Raw genomic sequence first — 14,967 nt, forward strand, 5'->3', positions numbered from 1 at the left:
ACCCCGGGCGCCCCGTCGGCTCCGAGACTCGGCACATGACCGCAGTGAGCATCCGTACCGTCCAGGACGTCGCCGGCCTCGACGCCGTCAGCGCGTACTTCGGCGAGGTGTGGCGGACCCCGCCGACGGCCCCGCCCTACCCGGCCGAGGTACTGCGCAGCCTGGTCCATACGGGCGGCGCGGTGCACGCCGCCCACGAGGGGGACCGGCTGACCGGGGCCGCCGTCGCCGTGTTCGGGGCACCGGCGGCCAAGGAGGCGTACTCGCTGGTCGCCGCCGCGGAGCCGGGGCGCGGGCAGCTGGTGAAGCAGGCCCAGCGGGCCTGGGCGCTGGGCCTCGGCGCCCGCACCATGCGCTGGACCTTCGACCCGCTGGTCGCCCGCAACGCCCGCTTCAATCTGGTCAAGCTGGGCGCGACGGGCACCGAGTACGTCGTCGACTTCTACGGCCCCATGACGGACGGCGTGAACGGCGGCGACGAGAGCGACCGGCTGACGGCGACCTGGGACCTGACGGCGCGGGGGAGGCCGTACGACAGCGGTGATCCGACCTGCGACAGCAGTGAGCGGGAGGCCGCGCCCGCCACGCACCGTGGTCCCGACGGTGCGACCCTCGCCCGTCGCGACCTCGCCGACCTGCGGATCTGGTGCCGGGTCCCGGACGACGTGGTCAAGCTGCGGGCGGTCGACCCGGAGCTCGCGCTGCGCTGGCGGCGGGCCGTGCGCGAGGTGTTCACGGAGGCCTTCGCGCAGGGGTTCAGGGCGACCGGGATGTCCCGCGACGGTTGGTACACGCTCACCAGGGACGCGGGGGAGGAGGTGGCATGAAGCTCGAACGCGTGGAGGTCGTCCATGTGGAGATCCCGCTGGTCAGCCCGTTCCGGACCTCCTTCGGCACGATGACGACCAAGGACACCTTCCTGCTGCGGGTCGTGACGGACACCGCCGAGGGCTGGTCGGAGTTCGCCGGCGATCCGCGGCCGCTGTACTGCGCGGAGTTCGTGGCGGGGGCGGAGCTGGTGCTGCGGGACTTCCTGGTGCCGCGGGTGGCGGCGCTGCCCGCGCTCACGGCGGCCGCGGTCGGGCCGGCCCTGGCCGGGATCAAGGGCCACGAGCTGGCGAAGGCGGCCCTGGAGACGGCGGTCCTGGACGCGGAGCTGCGGTCGTACGGCATGCCGCTGGCGGTGTATCTGGGCGCGGTCCGCGACCGGGTGCCGGCCGGGGTGTCGGTGGGGATCAAGGACTCCGTGCCGGAGCTGCTGGACGCCGTGGCCGGGTATCTCGACGAGGGGTACGTCCGGATCAAGCTGAAGATCGAGCCCGGCTGGGACGTCGAACCGGTACGGGCCGTGCGGGAGCGTTTCGGCGCCGGGCTGCCGCTCCAGGTCGACGCCAACACGGCGTACACGCTCGCCGACGCGGAACACCTGCGGCGCCTGGACGAGTTCGGGCTGCTGCTGATCGAGGAGCCGCTGGACGAGAACAACCTGCACGGGCACGCACGCCTGCAGGCGCGGCTGTCGACCCCGGTCTGCCTCGACGAGTCCCTGCACAACGCCCGCGACACCGCCTCGGCGATCGCGCAGGACGCCTGCCGGGTGGTCAACGTGAAGCCGGCGCGCGTAGGGGGCTATCTGGAGGCCCGCCGCGTCCACGACGTGGCCCGCGCGCACGGCGTGCCGGTGTGGTGCGGCGGCATGCTGGAGACGGGCATCGGCCGCGCCCCCAACCTGGCCCTCGCCGCCCTGCCCGGCTTCACCCTCCCCGGCGACACCTCCGCCTCCTCCCGTTACTTCGCCGAGGACATCACCGAGCCGTTCGTCCTGGACGACGGCCACCTTCCGGTCCCGAGCACCCCGGGGATCGGGGTGGCACCCCTGCCCGAGGTCCTACGGCGTTTCACGCGCGCGCGACGGGATCTGTACGGGCGCTGACCGGATCGTGGCCGGAAGTGACCGTCGCGTTAGATTGACCCCGTGCTCTCTCGCCTCACGCGCCCCCAGGCCGTCGCCGTCTGTGCCCTGCCCGTCGTGGCGCTGATCGCCACGGCCCTCTTCGCGCCGCTGCCGTTCTCGCTGGCGCAGCCCGGCATGACGGCGAACGTCCTCGGCGACAACCAGGGCACGCCGGTGATCACGATCTCCGGCGCACCGGCGCGGGCGACGAGCGGGCAGCTGCGGATGACGACCATCGAGGCGACCGGCCCGGACACCCACGTCTCCCTCGGGGACGTCTTCGACAGCTGGTTCCGCAAGGACCGTGCCGTGATGCCCCACGACGCCGTCTACCCGAGCGGGCAGAGCGTCAAGGAGATCGAGCAGCACAACACCGAGCAGATGCAGCAGTCGCAGGACGCGGCGACCGAGGCGGCGCTGAACTACCTGAAGCTGAGCGACAAGAAGGTCAAGGTGACCCTGAGGCTCGCCGACGTCGGCGGGCCGAGCGCGGGGCTGCTGTTCACCCTGGGGATCATCGACAAGCTCGACGGCAACGGGGCCGGGGGCGACCTGACGGGGGGCCGCACCATCGCCGGTACGGGCACGATCGACGCGGACGGCGCGGTCGGCGCGGTGGGTGGCGTGGCGCTGAAGACGCAGGCCGCGAAGCGGGACGGGGCGACGGTGTTCCTGGTCCCGAAGGCGGAGTGCGCCGACGCGAAGGGGGAGCTGCCGAAGGGGCTGCGGCTGATCCCGGTGACCTCGCTGAAGGGGGCGGTGAGTGCGCTGACGGCACTGGAGAGCGGTAAGGGGTCGGTCCCCGCCTGCTAGTGCGCCGATGTTCTAGTGCGCGAGGACCGGCCTCGGAGCGGCGAGCCGGAGCCCGACCTCCACCAGGGTCCAGCCGAGCCGGGTGCGCATGGCGTACGGCTGCCTGGCCGCGGTCGCGAGGCGGTACGCGTCGGCCTCGGCACGCAGGTCGGCGGCGCGGGTGCGGTGCTGGGCGAGGTACGGGTCGTAGTGCATGGCGGGGCTCCTTCAGTTCGACTCGGTGGGGAACAGGTGCGTGTGGACGCGGACTTGCTCCGCGCCGGGGTCCTCGTCGGTGACCCGGCCGCGGTAGTCGTTGATCAGGGTGTGCATCCTGCCGACGAGTTCGGCGGCCAGCTCGGGGGTGAGATGGAGGGTCATGTCGCTCATGTCCGAGCTCTGGGCCCACTCGGGCGACCAGGTGTGCCGGGTGCTGAGCCAGCCGGACAACTCGCGCGCATGGCCGGCCGCGACCTCGTGCAGATAGATCTCGGCCATCCCGCGCACTTCGGGTCCCGCGCCCTCGAACTCGGCGGTGTCGAAGGTCAGTCCCTGGTCCACCGCCTTCCACCACCGCTCGCGCCCCTTGCCGTGCTCCGGGGCGTCCACGATGAAGCCGTGTTCGGCGAGCTGGCGCAGGTGGTAGCTGGTCGCGCCGCTGGACTCGCCCAGCCGCTCGGCGAGCATGGACGCGGTGGCGGGGCCTCGGCGGCGCAGTGCGTTGAGCAGTTCCATCCGCAGGGGATGGGCCAGCCCGCGCAGTGAACGGGCGTCAAGTTTCCGTGTGTTGGGCTCTTCCGGCATGAGTACAAAGGTAGCTATGCAAAGGGTCCTTTGCAACACCTTTTTTGCATGGACTTCTTTGCATCGAGTTCTTGGCATCCTCGCGGTCCGGACAGCAGCTCCGCCACAGAGGCCAGCCAGTCGACCAGGAGGGCCAGGGTCATGGTGAGGACGGAGCCCAGGATCAGGACCGGCATCCGCCGGGTGGTGATGCCGGTGGCGATCAGGACGCCCAGGCCGCCGCCTCCGCCGAAGGTCGCCAGGGTGGCCGTACCGACGTTGAGGACCAGGGCCGTACGGACGCCCGCGAGGATCCCCGGGGCGACCGGGGAGTCGTTCGCCCTCAGGCCCGCGACCGTGTGCGACAGGACCGGCAGGACGGCGCAGGCGGTGATGCCGACCAGGGCCGCCTTGGTGCCGGTGCCCAGCCACATCACCAGCAGCGCCAGCAGGCCGATCGCCGGAACCGCCCGACCCGTCAGGCCCGCGGCCCTCGCCATCGGGCCCCCGCCGAAGGCCCGCCGGGCGAGCAGGAACCCCAGCGGGATCGCGACGACCAGCACCAGGAACGTCGAGATCACCGTCAGCCGCACGTGCTGCCACAGCGCCTCGGACACCCGCCCGTTCGACAGCGCCTTCGCGGAGACCGGGTCCAGGTCGGCCCGCGCGAACCACAGCCAGGTCGCGAGCAGCACCGCCACCAGGAACGCGGGCAGAAAGGTCAGCTTCCGCCAGGTGACCCGCGGTCCCGGCCGACTCGGCACCGCAGGACTCTCAGCCGCCCCGGCCCCGGAGTCCTCGTCCCGCCCCTCGAAACCCTCCCGCTCCTCCAGCCCACGGACGCTCACACCCGTACCCCCTCTCCGCCGCCCTCCCGCTCCACCGGCGCCCGGCCGGCCCGGAGTCCCGCCCGCTCGACGCACGTCAGCCGTCCGAGCAGCACGTACGCCCCGTCGAACAGCAACGTCAGGGCGACGATCCCGAGCGTGCCCGCGAGCACCTCGTTGAGCGCGTTCTCGCTGTCCGGTGAGCCGAGCCCCCGGAAGATCTCCTTGCCGAGCCCCGGCCCGGAGGCGCAGGCGGCGATCGCCGTGACGCCCATCAGCATCCGCGTGGAGCCCCGGATCCCGGTCAGGATCGACGGCCAGGCGAGCGGCAGCCCGACCCGGGCCGGCCGCGTCATCCCGATGACCCGGGCCGCGTCCACCGGCGAGGGGTCGACCGCGCGCAGGCCCACGATCGCGTGGCGCACCACCGGCGGCAGCCCGTACAGCGTCAGGGCGATCACCGTGGGCGCGACACCCAGGCCCACCACGGGGATCAGCAGACCGAGCACGGCGAGCGGTGGGACCGCCAGGATCGAAGGACCAGCCGTCGTGGCGAGCCGGGCCGCCCATGCGCTGCGCCAGGTCGCGAGCCCGAGCAGCACCCCGAGCACGGTCGCCACGACCATGCACCCGAGGACGGCGCTCGCGTGCTGACCGGCGTCCGTGAGCAGCTGCCGGTGGTGGCTGCCGAGGTACTCCCAGAAGTTCACACGGCTCACCTCGGGTCGCGGTCAGGAGCGCACCGAGTCCTCCGCCGCCTGCTCCACCAGCGGGATGATCCGCAGCGGAACGGGGTTCTCCATGACGATCGCGGTGGAGGCCCGGACGATCCCATCGAAACCGACGACCCGGTCGATCACCCGCTGGAGATCGGCGTTGGAGCGGGCCACGAGCCGGCACAGCATGTCCCCGCCGCCGGTGGTGGTGTGCAGCTCCAGCACCTCCGGCACGGTCGCCAAGTGGGCCCGTACGTCCGGTCCTTGCCCCTGCCGGATCTGGAGCGTGGCGAACGCGGTCACCGGGTAGCCGAGCGCCGCCGGATCGACCTGCGGCCCGAATCCGCGGATGACTCCGTTCGACTGAAGCCGGTCGAGCCGGGCCTGCGCGGTCCCCCGGGCCACCCCCAGCCGCCGGGACATCTCCAGGACCCCGATCCGCGGCTCGCGCGCGAGCAGCACGATGATCCGCCCGTCCAGCTCGTCGATCCCCACGGGGCCTCCCGATCCGATGGTCATCCTGTACAGAAAGGCCGCCGAAGCGGCCGTACGACTGAACACATTGTTCAGCGAAGACGCGAACTATTGCGCACCTTGCAGGGCGGGTCCAGTCTTCCCGCATGACGCAGACCACACACCACGCTCCCGACACCGCCCGGCAGGCCGATCCCTTCCCGGTCAAGGGAATGGACGCGGTCGTCTTCGCCGTCGGCAACGCCAAGCAGGCGGCGCACTACTACTCGACCGCCTTCGGCATGCGGCTCGTCGCGTACTCCGGACCGGAGAACGGCAGCCGCGAGACCGCGTCGTACGTCCTCGAGAACGGCTCGGCCCGTTTCGTGTTCACGTCGGTCATCAAGGCCGCCACCCCGTGGGGCCACTTCCTCGCCCAGCACGTGGCCGAGCACGGCGACGGCGTGGTCGACCTCGCCATCGAGGTCCCGGACGCCCGCCGCGCCTACGACTACGCCCTCGCGCACGGCGCCCGCTCGGTGGCCGAGCCGTACGAGCTGAAGGACGAGCACGGCACCGTCGTCCTCGCCGCGATCGCCACCTACGGCGAGACCCGCCACACCCTGGTCGAGCGCACCGGCTACGACGGCCCCTACCTCCCGGGCTTCACCGCGGCCGCCCCGATCGTCGAGCCGCCCGCCCACCGCACCTTCCAGGCGATCGACCACTGCGTCGGCAACGTCGAACTCGGCCGGATGAACGAGTGGGTCGGCTTCTACAACAAGGTCATGGGCTTCACGAACATGAAGGAGTTCGTGGGCGACGACATCGCGACCGAGTACAGCGCCCTGATGTCGAAGGTCGTGGCCGACGGCACCCTCAAGGTGAAGTTCCCGATCAACGAGCCCGCCATCGCCAAGAAGAAGTCCCAGATCGACGAGTACCTGGAGTTCTACGGCGGCGCCGGGGTCCAGCACATCGCGCTGAACACCAACGACATCGTGCAGACCGTACGGACCATGCGCGCGGCCGGCGTCCAGTTCCTCGACACCCCCGACTCCTACTACGACACCCTCGGCGAGTGGGTCGGCGACACCCGCGTCCCCGTCGACACGCTCCGCGAGCTGAAGATCCTCGCCGACCGCGACGAGGACGGCTATCTGCTCCAGATCTTCACCAAGCCGGTCCAGGACAAGCCGACCGTCTTCTTCGAGATCATCGAGCGGCACGGCTCGATGGGCTTCGGCAAGGGCAACTTCAAGGCCCTGTTCGAGGCCATCGAGCGGGAGCAGGAGAAGCGCGGCAACCTCTAGTCCCGGGGCGACATCCGGTCCCCTCGCGGCCGTCTGCTCGTACGCTGGCCCCATGGCCAGGATCAACGACGTGGGCGGCACGCAGGGGTTCGGCGCGATCGACACCACCGACGACACCGAGCCCTTCCACGCGGACTGGGAGGCCCGGGTCGTCGGGCTCTACAACACCCTGCGCGCACAAGGGATCTTCAACACCAACGAGTTCCGGGACGCCATCGAGTCGATGCCGCCGGGCGAGTACCTGGCGGCCTCGTACTACGAGCGCTGGTTCACGGCGATCTGCGCGCTGCTGGAGCGCAAGGGCGTGCTCGAACCGGGGGCGCTCGATGACTGACGCGCACCCGGCTGCCCCGGACATGGCTGCCCCGGACCTTGCGGCCCCGGACCCGGCCGCTCCGGAAATGGCCGCTCCGGACCGTTTCCCGCCCGGCACCAGGGTCCGCACCTACCGCCACGACCCGCCGCACCACACCCGCCTGCCGCGGTACGCGCGCGGCAAGCGGGGTGTGGTCGTGGAGCCGGAGGGCCCGGAGGAGCTGGCCGACATCAGCGCGCGGGGACGCGGGGACGCGCCCGTCGAGCAGATCTACGCGGTCCGCTTCGAGGCCCGCGACCTGTGGGGCGAGGGCGACCACCACGTCGTCCTGGACCTGTGGGAGAGCTATCTGGAGGAGGACCCCGATGACGAGCGGTGACCACCACACCGACGCCACGATCGCCCGGCGGGTCAGGCGCCTGGAGACCCTCCTGGAGGAGAAGGGGCTGATCACCGGGGAGCGGCTGGACGAGGCGATCGACGCGTTCCTCGCGGAGTCCTCCCCGGCCAACGGCGCCCGGGTCGTGGCCCGGGCCTGGACCGACGACGCCTACCGGGCCCGGCTGCTCGCGGACGGCACGGCCGCCGTCCGCGAACTCGGGTACATGGAGGGCTCGTTCCAGCGTCTGAGGGTGGTCGAGAACACCGCCTCCCGCCACAACGTCGTCGTCTGCACCCTGTGCTCCTGCTACCCGCTGCGCCTGCTCGGCCCCTCACCCAGCTGGTACAAGTCCGAGGCCTACCGCTCCCGCGTGGTGCGCGAACCCCGCGAGGTGCTGCGGGAGTTCGGCCTGGAGCTGCCGCCCGGCACGGACATCACGGTGTGGGACTCCAGCGCGGAGACCCGGTACCTGGTCCTGCCCCGCAGGCCCGAGGGCACCGAAGGACTGGGCGAGGAGGAACTCGCGGCCCTCGTGACGAGGAACGCCCTCATCGGCACGGCCGCGTTGTGACCCCCCTCCACGTCCGCCGCTCCTACTCCGGCAGCCCCTCCTCCGGCACCTCGCCCAGGTCCGCCAGCGCCTGCCCCGCCGCCGGGGTCCACAGGGGCGAGAACCAGGGGTTGATCCGCAGGGCCTCCTGAAGGTGCCGGCGGGCGGACGCGCTCCGTCCCGAGTCCCGCTCGATCATGCCCAGGTGGTACATGTACGGCGCGCTGCGCACCCCGCCGCCGTGCACCCGGTCCGTCGCGATCCGGGCGTACCGCAGGGCCTCCTCGTCCTGGCCCGCCCGGTGCAGCGCCCAGCCCAGCGCGTCCGCCACCTCGATCCCCGGCTGCCGCTGCCACTCGGCCCGCAACCGCGTCACCGCGGAGGCCGGGTCACCGTGGTCCGCCTCGAACCGCCCCAGCACCAGCTCCTCGTCGACGCCACCGGCCGCCGCCCCGGCCACCGCCGCCCGCAGCAGGCCGTACTGCGCCCGGGCCGCCCGCGCCTGCCCTTGGGACTCGTACAACTCGCCCAGTTCCAGGGCGTACTGCGGCAGTGGCTGCTGCGCGAGGGCGGTCCGGTAGGCGTGCACGGCCTCGGCCGGGCGGCCCAGCGCCGCAAGCGCCCGGCCCCGGCCGGCCTGCGCGGCCCGCTGGTCGGGGTCGGCACGCACCGCCTCCCGGAAGTACCGCAGCGCCTCCTCGCGGTCGCCGCGCTCGAAGGCCAGCTGCCCGGCCCGCTCCAGATACGCGGCCCGCTCAGCGGGTGCTCGGGCCCCGGCCGCCGCGTCGGAGAGGGCGGCCGCCGCGTCCTCGCGCCGGCCCCGGTCCCGGTACACGGCCGCCGCCCGGGCCAGCACCGCCGGCCCCGACCGCAGCTCCGTCAGCCGCTCCAGCGTCCTGCCGACCGCCTTGTAGTCACCGAGCCCCTCGTACGCGTCGAGCAGCGCCGGATACGCCGTCCACCGCCCCGGCTCCAGCTGCCGGGCCTCCTCGCCCCAGGACTTCGCCGTCCGGAAGTCCCGGCGGGCGTTGGCGAGGGCGGCCAGACCGGCCAGCGCCTCCGCGTTCCGCCGTACCTTCAGGGACGTCCGCAGCGCGTCCTCCGCCTTCGGATAGAACGCCGCGTCGGCCGTCCGCCGCCCCTGTTCGGCGTACGCCGTCCCGAGCACCGCCCACGACGCCGCGTCCCGCGGATGCCGGCGCACCCGGCTCTCCCGCTCACGGATCAGGGCCGCCAGACCGGGCAGCGCGGCCGGCACCCCGTCGGCGACCGCCGTCAGCGCCTGGGCGCCGGGGGCCGGAGCGGCAGCGTGCGACGCCGGGTGCCCCGAGGGCGGCAGCAGCATCAGGGCCGTACCGAGCACCGCGCACCCGGCGACCGCGGCGATCAGGAGGCGTCCGCGCAGCCGGACCCGCCGCGCCTGCCGCGACTCACCCGAGCGGTCCTCGGTCACCGTTTTCTCCGTGGCGCTGTTCTCCATGGCGCTCACTGTGCGTCAGTACGACGATCCCGCCCCGGCACGCGGCAGCCGTCCCGGACGGGGTTCACACCGATGGCCCCCGGTGCGACGCTGTGATCATGAGCCGTATCGAAGCGCGTCGCGATGAAGACACAGCGGTCACTGGCACCCTCGTCGACCGTCTGCTGAGTGGTCTGCCCGCCGAGACCGTCCTGGTCGACACGGACGTCACGGCCTCCTACGCCCACGACATGGCGAGCTTCTGCCCGGCCGGCACGCCGGCCGTGGTCGTGCTGCCGCGCACCGTCGAGCAGGTCCAGCACGTCATGCGCGTCGCCACCGAGCTGCGCGTCCCGGTCGTCCCGCAGGGCGCCCGCACGGGCCTGTCGGGCGGGGCCAACGCCTCCGACGGCTGCATCGTGCTGTCCCTGACGAAGATGGACCGGATCCTGGAGATCAACCCGGTCGACCGGATCGCCGTCGTCGAACCGGGAGTCGTCAACGCGACCCTCTCCCGCGCCGTCAACGAACTCGGCCTGTACTACCCGCCGGACCCCTCCAGCTGGGAGATGTGCACGATCGGCGGCAACATCGGCACCGCCTCCGGCGGGCTGTGCTGCGTGAAGTACGGGGTGACGGCGGAGTACGTCCTCGGCCTGGACGTCGTCCTCGCCGACGGACGGCTCATGTCCACGGGCCGCCGTACCGCGAAGGGCGTCGCCGGATACGACCTGACCCGCCTCTTCGTCGGCTCCGAGGGCTCGCTCGGGATCGTCGTCCGGGCGACCCTGGCACTGAAGCCGCAGCCCCCCGGGCAGCTGGTGCTGGCCGCGGAGTTCGCCTCGGGGGCCGCCGCCTGCGACGCGGTGTGCCGGATCATGGAGGGCGGGCACGTGCCGTCCCTCCTCGAACTGATGGACCGTACGACGGTCCGGGCCGTCAACGACCTCGCGCACATGGGACTCCCGGAGTCCACCGAGGCCCTGCTGCTGGCCGCCTTCGACACCACGGACCCGGCGGCCGACCTCGCCGCCCTCGGTGCGCTGTGCGAGGCGGCGGGCGCCACGCAGGTCGTCCCGGCCGAGGACTTCGCCGAGTCCGAACTGCTGCTCCAGGCCCGCAGGCTGTCCCTCACCGCGCTCGAGGCCGTCAAGGGCACCACGATGATCGACGACGTGTGCGTGCCGCGCTCCCGGCTCGCCGAGATGCTCGAGGGGACCGAGCGGATCGCCGAGAAGTACCGGCTCACCATCGGTGTCGTCGCCCACGCGGGGGACGGCAACACCCACCCCACGGTCTGCTTCGACGCCGCCGACGCGGACGAGTCCCGGCGGGCCCGGGAGTCCTTCGACGAGATCATGGCCCTCGGCCTGGAACTCGGCGGCACGATCACCGGGGAGCACGGGGTGGGCGTCCTGAAGAAGGAGTGGCTGGCGCGCGAGATCGGCCCGGTGGGGGTGGAGATGCAGCGGGCGGTGAAGGGCGTCTTCGACCCGCTGGGGATCCTGAACCCCGGCAAGCTGTTCTGAGGCCGCGCGCTCCGGTTCACTCCCCGTCCTTGGACTCGTCGCCCGGCCACGGGTCGCACAGCCAGAGGTCGTCGGCCGGGGTGGGGGTCAGCAGCTCGGCCAGGGCGTCGTCGAGACCGAGCTGCTCCCCCTCGGTGCCCGGCGGGACCGCCCTGAGCGTGCGCTCCAGCCAGGCCGAGACCTGCGCGGCCGGGGCCTCCAGGAGGGCGTCGCCGTCCGGGGAGCTCAGCGCCATCAGCACCAGGCCGCGGCCACCGGCCTTCGTCGGCCACACCCGTACGTCCCCGTGCCCGCACGGGCGGAACACCCCCTCCACGAGGAGTTCGCGGGCGAAGGTCCAGTGCACGGGATGGTCCGAGCCGATGTGGAAGGTGACGTGGACGGCGAAGGGGTCGTCGCTGCGGTAGCTCAGCCGGGCCGGGACCGGGATGCTGCGCTCGGGCGACAGGATCAGGTTGAGCTCCAGTTCGCGCTCCACCACGGTGTGGTGCATGTCGTTCGTTCCTCTCTCGGCTCTGACGCGGGCCCTGCGGTGGGCCCGTACGAGGGAGAGGGGGGAGGGGCGGGGATCATTACGCGGGTTCGGCGAACTTTTTTCCGGCAGCCGCGGCCCGGTGCCGCGGCCGGTAGCACGTGCGGTCTCCGGTCGTGCGCAAAAGGGGTGGGTCCGGTGGGACTGGCGGTGGGTCCTGCGCCGGTCTGATAGATGTGGACCCCCCTCCATTGACCTCCGAGCAGATACGGGACGACGGACATGAGCGCCCCAACCCCGGCACCCGGTGACGACAGGCCCCGTGAGGGCTACTACCCGGACCCGTCCATTCCTGGATATGTCCGTTACTGGAACGGCGCTTCCTGGGTGCCGGGCACCAGCCGCCCCGCCCCGGCGGCAGGCGAACCGCTCGCACCCCCGACGGGTTCCGGCCCGGCCCCCGCTCCGGTCGAGGAGACCGGCCCGCACTTCTTCGACGAGGACCCGGCGGAAGCCGTGGACGCCCGGCGCGGCAACCGTCCCGAACCCGCGTCCGCGTGGACCGCCGACCGGGCCCACCAGGCGGGCTTCGGCGGCGACCAGGACCGCCGGGTGTCGTGGGGGTCCTTGCAGGCGGCCGCACAGGCTCAGCAAGGGGCCCAGCAGGGCGCACCGGGCGGGGCGGCGGGCGGGCCCCAGGGGGCGGCCCGGCAGGGCGGGGCTCAGGGCGTACCGCAGCAGGGCGTACCGCAGCAGGGCGGTCCGCACGGGGTCGACCCGCGGGTGGCCGTCACGGGTCAGGCCGCCGACGGAGGCTCTCCCGCCCAGCCCGACGGTCACGCCACCCGTACCGACGGCACCGCGACGATCCCGTCCGCCGAGCCGGACGAGGACGGCGGCACCCGGGTCTTCCGCAGGCCCACCGCGCCGGCCCCCGGCACCGACGAGGGCACCATGACGTTCCGCGCGCTCTCCCCGCGCACGGCGCAGCAGGGCGAGGGTCCCGGGGCGCAGAGCGGAAGCACGCCCGGACCCACGTATTCCGGCCCCACGGCCCAGGGCGGAGCCCACGGCACCCCGGCCCCCGACCCCGACGCGCCCGGTTTCGGGGCCGGCAAGGCCGCCGCCGAGCGGGCCGCCTCCGCCGCGGCCACGGCCCTCTCCGGCCCTCAGCAGTCCGCCCCCGCCGCGGGACCCCGGACGGCCCCTCCGGGCGTGCCTCCGCAAGGAGGGCAGCCGCAGGGAGCCGTCCAGCCGGGAGCTATCCAGCCGGGAGCCGTCCAGCCGGGAGCGGCACCGCAGGGAGCGGCACCGCAGGGACTCCCGCAGCAGGCCGCCGGGCCGGTGAACGCCGGTCCCGTGAGCGCCACGCCCATGAGCGCCGGCCCCGGTGGCGGTCAGCCCTCCTGGGCCCAGCAGGTGCACCGGCTCGCCGGGTCCGACGAGGAGCAGCCCGCGCCCTGGAAGCCGCCGGTGGAGGACATCTTCCAGGCGGCCGCCCGGCGGCAGGCCGCCGCGCGCCCCGCGGCCCTGGGCAAGCGCCTGGCCGCCCGTCTGCTCGACACCCTGGTGGTCGGCGCGGTGACCGCCGTGGCCGCCGTCCCGCTCGGCACCAAGGCCGCCGACCACATCAGCGACAAGGTGGACGCGGCCAAGCTCTCCGGCGAGACCGTGACGGTCTGGCTGCTGGACGGCACCACGTCGGTCTACCTCGCGATCGTGGTCGCCGTCCTCCTGGTCGCCGGCACCCTGTACGAAGCACTGCCCACCGCCAAGTGGGGCCGCACGCTCGGCAAGAAGCTGTTCGGCCTGGAGGTGCGGGACATCGAGGCCCACGAGCCGCCGTCCTTCGGCGGGGCCCTGCGCCGCTGGCTCGTGTACAGCGTGCCGGGCCTGCTCGGTGTCGGTCTCGTGGGTGTCGTGTGGTGCCTGTTCGACCGGCCGTGGCACCAGTGCTGGCACGACAAGGCGGCACATACGTTCGTGGCGGGCTGAGCGGGTCCGGCGAACGGCGTACCGGATTCGGTACTCCGGACGGCCGCTCGCCGGATGCGGAACCGGGAGGTTCGCGGTCCACTCGGGCCATGAGCAGTCAACCGCCCCCTGGCTCCGGCGAGCAGCCACCGGATGACGACCGGTTCAGGAAACAGCCCCCGCCCGACGAGGGCTCGGGATCGCCGTACAGCGCACCGCCGCCACCGCCGCACGGCGGAAGCCCCTCCGGCGGCGGTGGTGCCCCCTACGGCGGTGGTGCCCCGTACGGTGGTGCCCCTTATGGCGGCGGTCCGGCCGACCCGCTGGCCGGCATGCCCCCGCTGGCCCCCAGCGGCCGGCGCACGCTCGCCCGCATCATCGACATGATCCTGGTGGGCATCGTCGTCTGGCTGATCACCTGGGGCTTCGGGGTGAGCGAGTACGACGTCAGCAGCGACAACATGCAGGTCGGCAAGTCGCTCGCCCAGTCGGCGCTCGCGGCGGTGCTCTACATCGCCTACGACACCGTCCTGATCACCCGGTCCGGGCAGACGCTCGGCAAGAAGTGGCTCGGGATGCGGGTGGCGAACCTCGACAACGGCTCCACGCCCTCCGTGCAGAGCACGCTGACCCGCTCGGCGGTGCTGTGGATCCCGTTCGCGTTCTGCTGCGCCTGCATCTGGACCGCGATCTCGGGTGGCTGGAGCTACTTCGACAAGCCCTACAAGCAGGGCCTGCACGACAAGGCGGCCAAGACGGTGGTGGTCACGACCTGACACGGCCGGTGCCGGTCGCCCTGCCGGGCCGCCGGCACCCGGTGCTCACCCGACCGCGCGCTCCGGCCCGACCCCACCTACCCGGGGGTCGGACCGGAGCGCGCGGTGCGGTGACAGGGCGTTCAGGCCGCGGTCGCAGGGGTGTTCAGGCCGCGGTCTTGGAGCTCGTGGCCCCGGCCGGTACGGGCTCCTCGGCCCGCTGCTCGGCGGGCTTGCGGAGCGCGACCACGCGGGACTTGGGCTGGGGCACCGTCAGGGCCACCAGCAGGCCGAGGGCGAGCGCCGAGACGGCGATGACCGCTGTCCCCACGGCCGAACTCGTCTGTGACAGCAGCAGCATGGCGAGCGTCGAGAAGATGACGGTGATCGAACCGTAGGCGAGCTGTGCGGCGGTCGGACGAGGCATGGCAATCGGTCCTCGGAATTGGGGATCCACGGGGGGTGTCGGCCTGGCATTCCGCCGACATCCGGGCGTTCCGCCAATCGACTCTAATCGGCTGTGTGCCCGAGTGGAACGAGCAGTAAGCGTGACCTAACGAACAGTGCCGGAGCACAGGGGGCGCACGGAGTCATGGCGTCCACCAAGTGGACATCTGTGCGCGCCTGTTCTGTTGCGGTCATGTGTCCGCAATGCGAACACCGGCTCCCAATAATGCACTTGACGGGTCCAA

The 14,967-nt window shown here is 72.8% G+C and carries 18 protein-coding genes; 10 read left to right on the forward strand and 8 right to left on the reverse strand.

Annotated elements, in window-relative coordinates; genetic code table 11:
* Positions 1–35 precede the first annotated feature (35 nt).
* The 3 genes from AQJ54_RS38525 to AQJ54_RS38535 are packed head-to-tail and all read left to right on the forward strand — an operon-like array spanning position 36 to position 2,767.
* Positions 36–827 (forward strand): hypothetical protein, encoded by a 792-nt coding sequence (locus tag AQJ54_RS38525; protein WP_062031431.1) that lies wholly within the window; start codon positions 36–38, stop codon positions 825–827.
* Positions 824–1,933 carry an o-succinylbenzoate synthase gene (menC, locus tag AQJ54_RS38530; protein WP_062031427.1) on the forward strand — a complete coding sequence of 370 codons (1,110 nt, stop codon included), beginning with the start codon at positions 824–826 and terminating at the stop codon, positions 1,931–1,933. The genes AQJ54_RS38525 and menC overlap by 4 nt, the downstream gene beginning before the upstream one ends.
* 42 nt (positions 1,934–1,975) lie before the next feature.
* The gene (locus AQJ54_RS38535; RefSeq protein ID WP_062031424.1) at positions 1,976–2,767 is read left to right on the forward strand and encodes a S16 family serine protease; all 792 of its coding nucleotides are present in this window, start codon (positions 1,976–1,978) and stop codon (positions 2,765–2,767) included.
* Positions 2,768–2,779: 12 nt separating this feature from the next.
* Here the strand turns inward: AQJ54_RS38535 and AQJ54_RS38540 are convergent, their stop codons facing one another.
* The 5 genes from AQJ54_RS38540 to AQJ54_RS38560 are packed head-to-tail and all read right to left on the reverse strand — an operon-like array spanning position 2,780 to position 5,567.
* Positions 2,780–2,962, reverse strand: a complete 183-nt coding sequence (locus tag AQJ54_RS38540; RefSeq protein WP_062031421.1) for a hypothetical protein — start codon at positions 2,960–2,962, stop codon at positions 2,780–2,782.
* Between the two features lie 12 nt (positions 2,963–2,974).
* A complete protein-coding gene (locus AQJ54_RS38545; RefSeq protein WP_062245705.1) occupies positions 2,975–3,550 on the reverse strand; it encodes an ArsR/SmtB family transcription factor in 576 nt (191 codons plus the stop codon).
* Between the two features lie 14 nt (positions 3,551–3,564).
* The gene (locus tag AQJ54_RS38550; RefSeq protein WP_062245707.1) at positions 3,565–4,377 is read right to left on the reverse strand and encodes an ABC transporter permease; all 813 of its coding nucleotides are present in this window, start codon (positions 4,375–4,377) and stop codon (positions 3,565–3,567) included.
* Positions 4,374–5,066, reverse strand: a complete 693-nt coding sequence (locus tag AQJ54_RS38555; RefSeq protein WP_062245708.1) for an ABC transporter permease — start codon at positions 5,064–5,066, stop codon at positions 4,374–4,376. The genes AQJ54_RS38550 and AQJ54_RS38555 overlap by 4 nt, the downstream gene beginning before the upstream one ends.
* Positions 5,067–5,087: 21 nt before the next feature.
* Positions 5,088–5,567, reverse strand: a complete 480-nt coding sequence (locus AQJ54_RS38560) for an Lrp/AsnC family transcriptional regulator (protein ID WP_030321076.1) — start codon at positions 5,565–5,567, stop codon at positions 5,088–5,090.
* 125 nt (positions 5,568–5,692) lie between these two features.
* Here AQJ54_RS38560 and hppD point away from each other — a divergent pair, with 125 nt between their 5' ends.
* From hppD to nthA, 4 genes are read left to right on the forward strand one after another with little or no spacing between them, the layout of a single operon-like run.
* Positions 5,693–6,838: a 4-hydroxyphenylpyruvate dioxygenase gene (gene hppD, locus AQJ54_RS38565; RefSeq protein ID WP_062031411.1), complete on the forward strand. Its 1,146-nt coding sequence runs from the start codon at positions 5,693–5,695 to the stop codon at positions 6,836–6,838.
* 52 nt (positions 6,839–6,890) lie between these two features.
* The gene (locus tag AQJ54_RS47495) at positions 6,891–7,172 is read left to right on the forward strand and encodes an SH3-like domain-containing protein (RefSeq protein WP_020138997.1); all 282 of its coding nucleotides are present in this window, start codon (positions 6,891–6,893) and stop codon (positions 7,170–7,172) included.
* On the forward strand, positions 7,165–7,533 hold the full coding sequence (locus tag AQJ54_RS47500) for an SH3-like domain-containing protein (RefSeq protein ID WP_079070210.1): 369 nt from the start codon (positions 7,165–7,167) through the stop codon (positions 7,531–7,533). Before AQJ54_RS47495 ends, AQJ54_RS47500 begins: the two co-directional genes overlap by 8 nt.
* Complete coding sequence (nthA, locus tag AQJ54_RS38580; RefSeq protein ID WP_062031408.1) at positions 7,520–8,107, forward strand: nitrile hydratase subunit alpha; 588 nt, start codon at positions 7,520–7,522, stop codon at positions 8,105–8,107. The genes AQJ54_RS47500 and nthA overlap by 14 nt, the downstream gene beginning before the upstream one ends.
* 22 nt (positions 8,108–8,129) lie before the next feature.
* On the opposite strand, the gene AQJ54_RS38585 is transcribed toward nthA, so the two are convergent.
* The gene (locus AQJ54_RS38585; protein ID WP_062245712.1) at positions 8,130–9,566 is read right to left on the reverse strand and encodes a tetratricopeptide repeat protein; all 1,437 of its coding nucleotides are present in this window, start codon (positions 9,564–9,566) and stop codon (positions 8,130–8,132) included.
* Between the two features lie 92 nt (positions 9,567–9,658).
* Here AQJ54_RS38585 and AQJ54_RS38590 point away from each other — a divergent pair, with 92 nt between their 5' ends.
* On the forward strand, positions 9,659–11,074 hold the full coding sequence (locus AQJ54_RS38590) for an FAD-binding oxidoreductase (protein WP_062245714.1): 1,416 nt from the start codon (positions 9,659–9,661) through the stop codon (positions 11,072–11,074).
* A 16-nt stretch (positions 11,075–11,090) separates the two neighbouring features.
* On the opposite strand, the gene AQJ54_RS38595 is transcribed toward AQJ54_RS38590, so the two are convergent.
* Positions 11,091–11,567 (reverse strand): SsgA family sporulation/cell division regulator, encoded by a 477-nt coding sequence (locus AQJ54_RS38595; protein ID WP_062031398.1) that lies wholly within the window; start codon positions 11,565–11,567, stop codon positions 11,091–11,093.
* A gap of 261 nt (positions 11,568–11,828) precedes the next feature.
* Between AQJ54_RS38595 and AQJ54_RS38600 the strand changes: the two genes are divergently transcribed.
* A complete protein-coding gene (locus AQJ54_RS38600; RefSeq protein ID WP_079070211.1) occupies positions 11,829–13,541 on the forward strand; it encodes an RDD family protein in 1,713 nt (570 codons plus the stop codon).
* 89 nt (positions 13,542–13,630) lie between these two features.
* Positions 13,631–14,296 carry an RDD family protein gene (locus tag AQJ54_RS38605; protein ID WP_062245718.1) on the forward strand — a complete coding sequence of 222 codons (666 nt, stop codon included), beginning with the start codon at positions 13,631–13,633 and terminating at the stop codon, positions 14,294–14,296.
* A gap of 145 nt (positions 14,297–14,441) precedes the next feature.
* Here AQJ54_RS38605 and AQJ54_RS38610 read toward each other — a convergent pair whose 3' ends face one another.
* The gene (locus AQJ54_RS38610; RefSeq protein ID WP_062031390.1) at positions 14,442–14,702 is read right to left on the reverse strand and encodes a hypothetical protein; all 261 of its coding nucleotides are present in this window, start codon (positions 14,700–14,702) and stop codon (positions 14,442–14,444) included.
* Positions 14,703–14,967 lie beyond the last annotated feature (265 nt).

The organism is Streptomyces griseorubiginosus (genome assembly GCF_001514195.1).
Taxonomy (GTDB): Bacteria; Actinomycetota; Actinomycetes; order Streptomycetales; family Streptomycetaceae; genus Streptomyces; species Streptomyces griseorubiginosus.

What these genes read in the sequence shown, in the direction of transcription:
- AQJ54_RS38525 (WP_062031431.1), top strand. Translation starts at nt 36, where the DNA reads ATGACCGCAGTGAGCATCCGTACCGTCCAGGACGTCGCCGGCCTCGAC.
- menC (WP_062031427.1), top strand. Translation starts at nt 824, where the DNA reads ATGAAGCTCGAACGCGTGGAGGTCGTCCATGTGGAGATCCCGCTGGTC.
- AQJ54_RS38540 (WP_062031421.1), bottom strand. Translation starts at nt 2,962, where the DNA reads ATGCACTACGACCCGTACCTCGCCCAGCACCGCACCCGCGCCGCCGAC.
- AQJ54_RS38545 (WP_062245705.1), bottom strand. Translation starts at nt 3,550, where the DNA reads ATGCCGGAAGAGCCCAACACACGGAAACTTGACGCCCGTTCACTGCGC.
- hppD (WP_062031411.1), top strand. Translation starts at nt 5,693, where the DNA reads ATGACGCAGACCACACACCACGCTCCCGACACCGCCCGGCAGGCCGAT.
- AQJ54_RS47495 (WP_020138997.1), top strand. Translation starts at nt 6,891, where the DNA reads ATGGCCAGGATCAACGACGTGGGCGGCACGCAGGGGTTCGGCGCGATC.
- AQJ54_RS47500 (WP_079070210.1), top strand. Translation starts at nt 7,165, where the DNA reads ATGACTGACGCGCACCCGGCTGCCCCGGACATGGCTGCCCCGGACCTT.
- nthA (WP_062031408.1), top strand. Translation starts at nt 7,520, where the DNA reads ATGACGAGCGGTGACCACCACACCGACGCCACGATCGCCCGGCGGGTC.
- AQJ54_RS38585 (WP_062245712.1), bottom strand. Translation starts at nt 9,566, where the DNA reads ATGGAGAACAGCGCCACGGAGAAAACGGTGACCGAGGACCGCTCGGGT.
- AQJ54_RS38595 (WP_062031398.1), bottom strand. Translation starts at nt 11,567, where the DNA reads ATGCACCACACCGTGGTGGAGCGCGAACTGGAGCTCAACCTGATCCTG.
- AQJ54_RS38600 (WP_079070211.1), top strand. Translation starts at nt 11,829, where the DNA reads ATGAGCGCCCCAACCCCGGCACCCGGTGACGACAGGCCCCGTGAGGGC.
- AQJ54_RS38605 (WP_062245718.1), top strand. Translation starts at nt 13,631, where the DNA reads ATGAGCAGTCAACCGCCCCCTGGCTCCGGCGAGCAGCCACCGGATGAC.
- AQJ54_RS38610 (WP_062031390.1), bottom strand. Translation starts at nt 14,702, where the DNA reads ATGCCTCGTCCGACCGCCGCACAGCTCGCCTACGGTTCGATCACCGTC.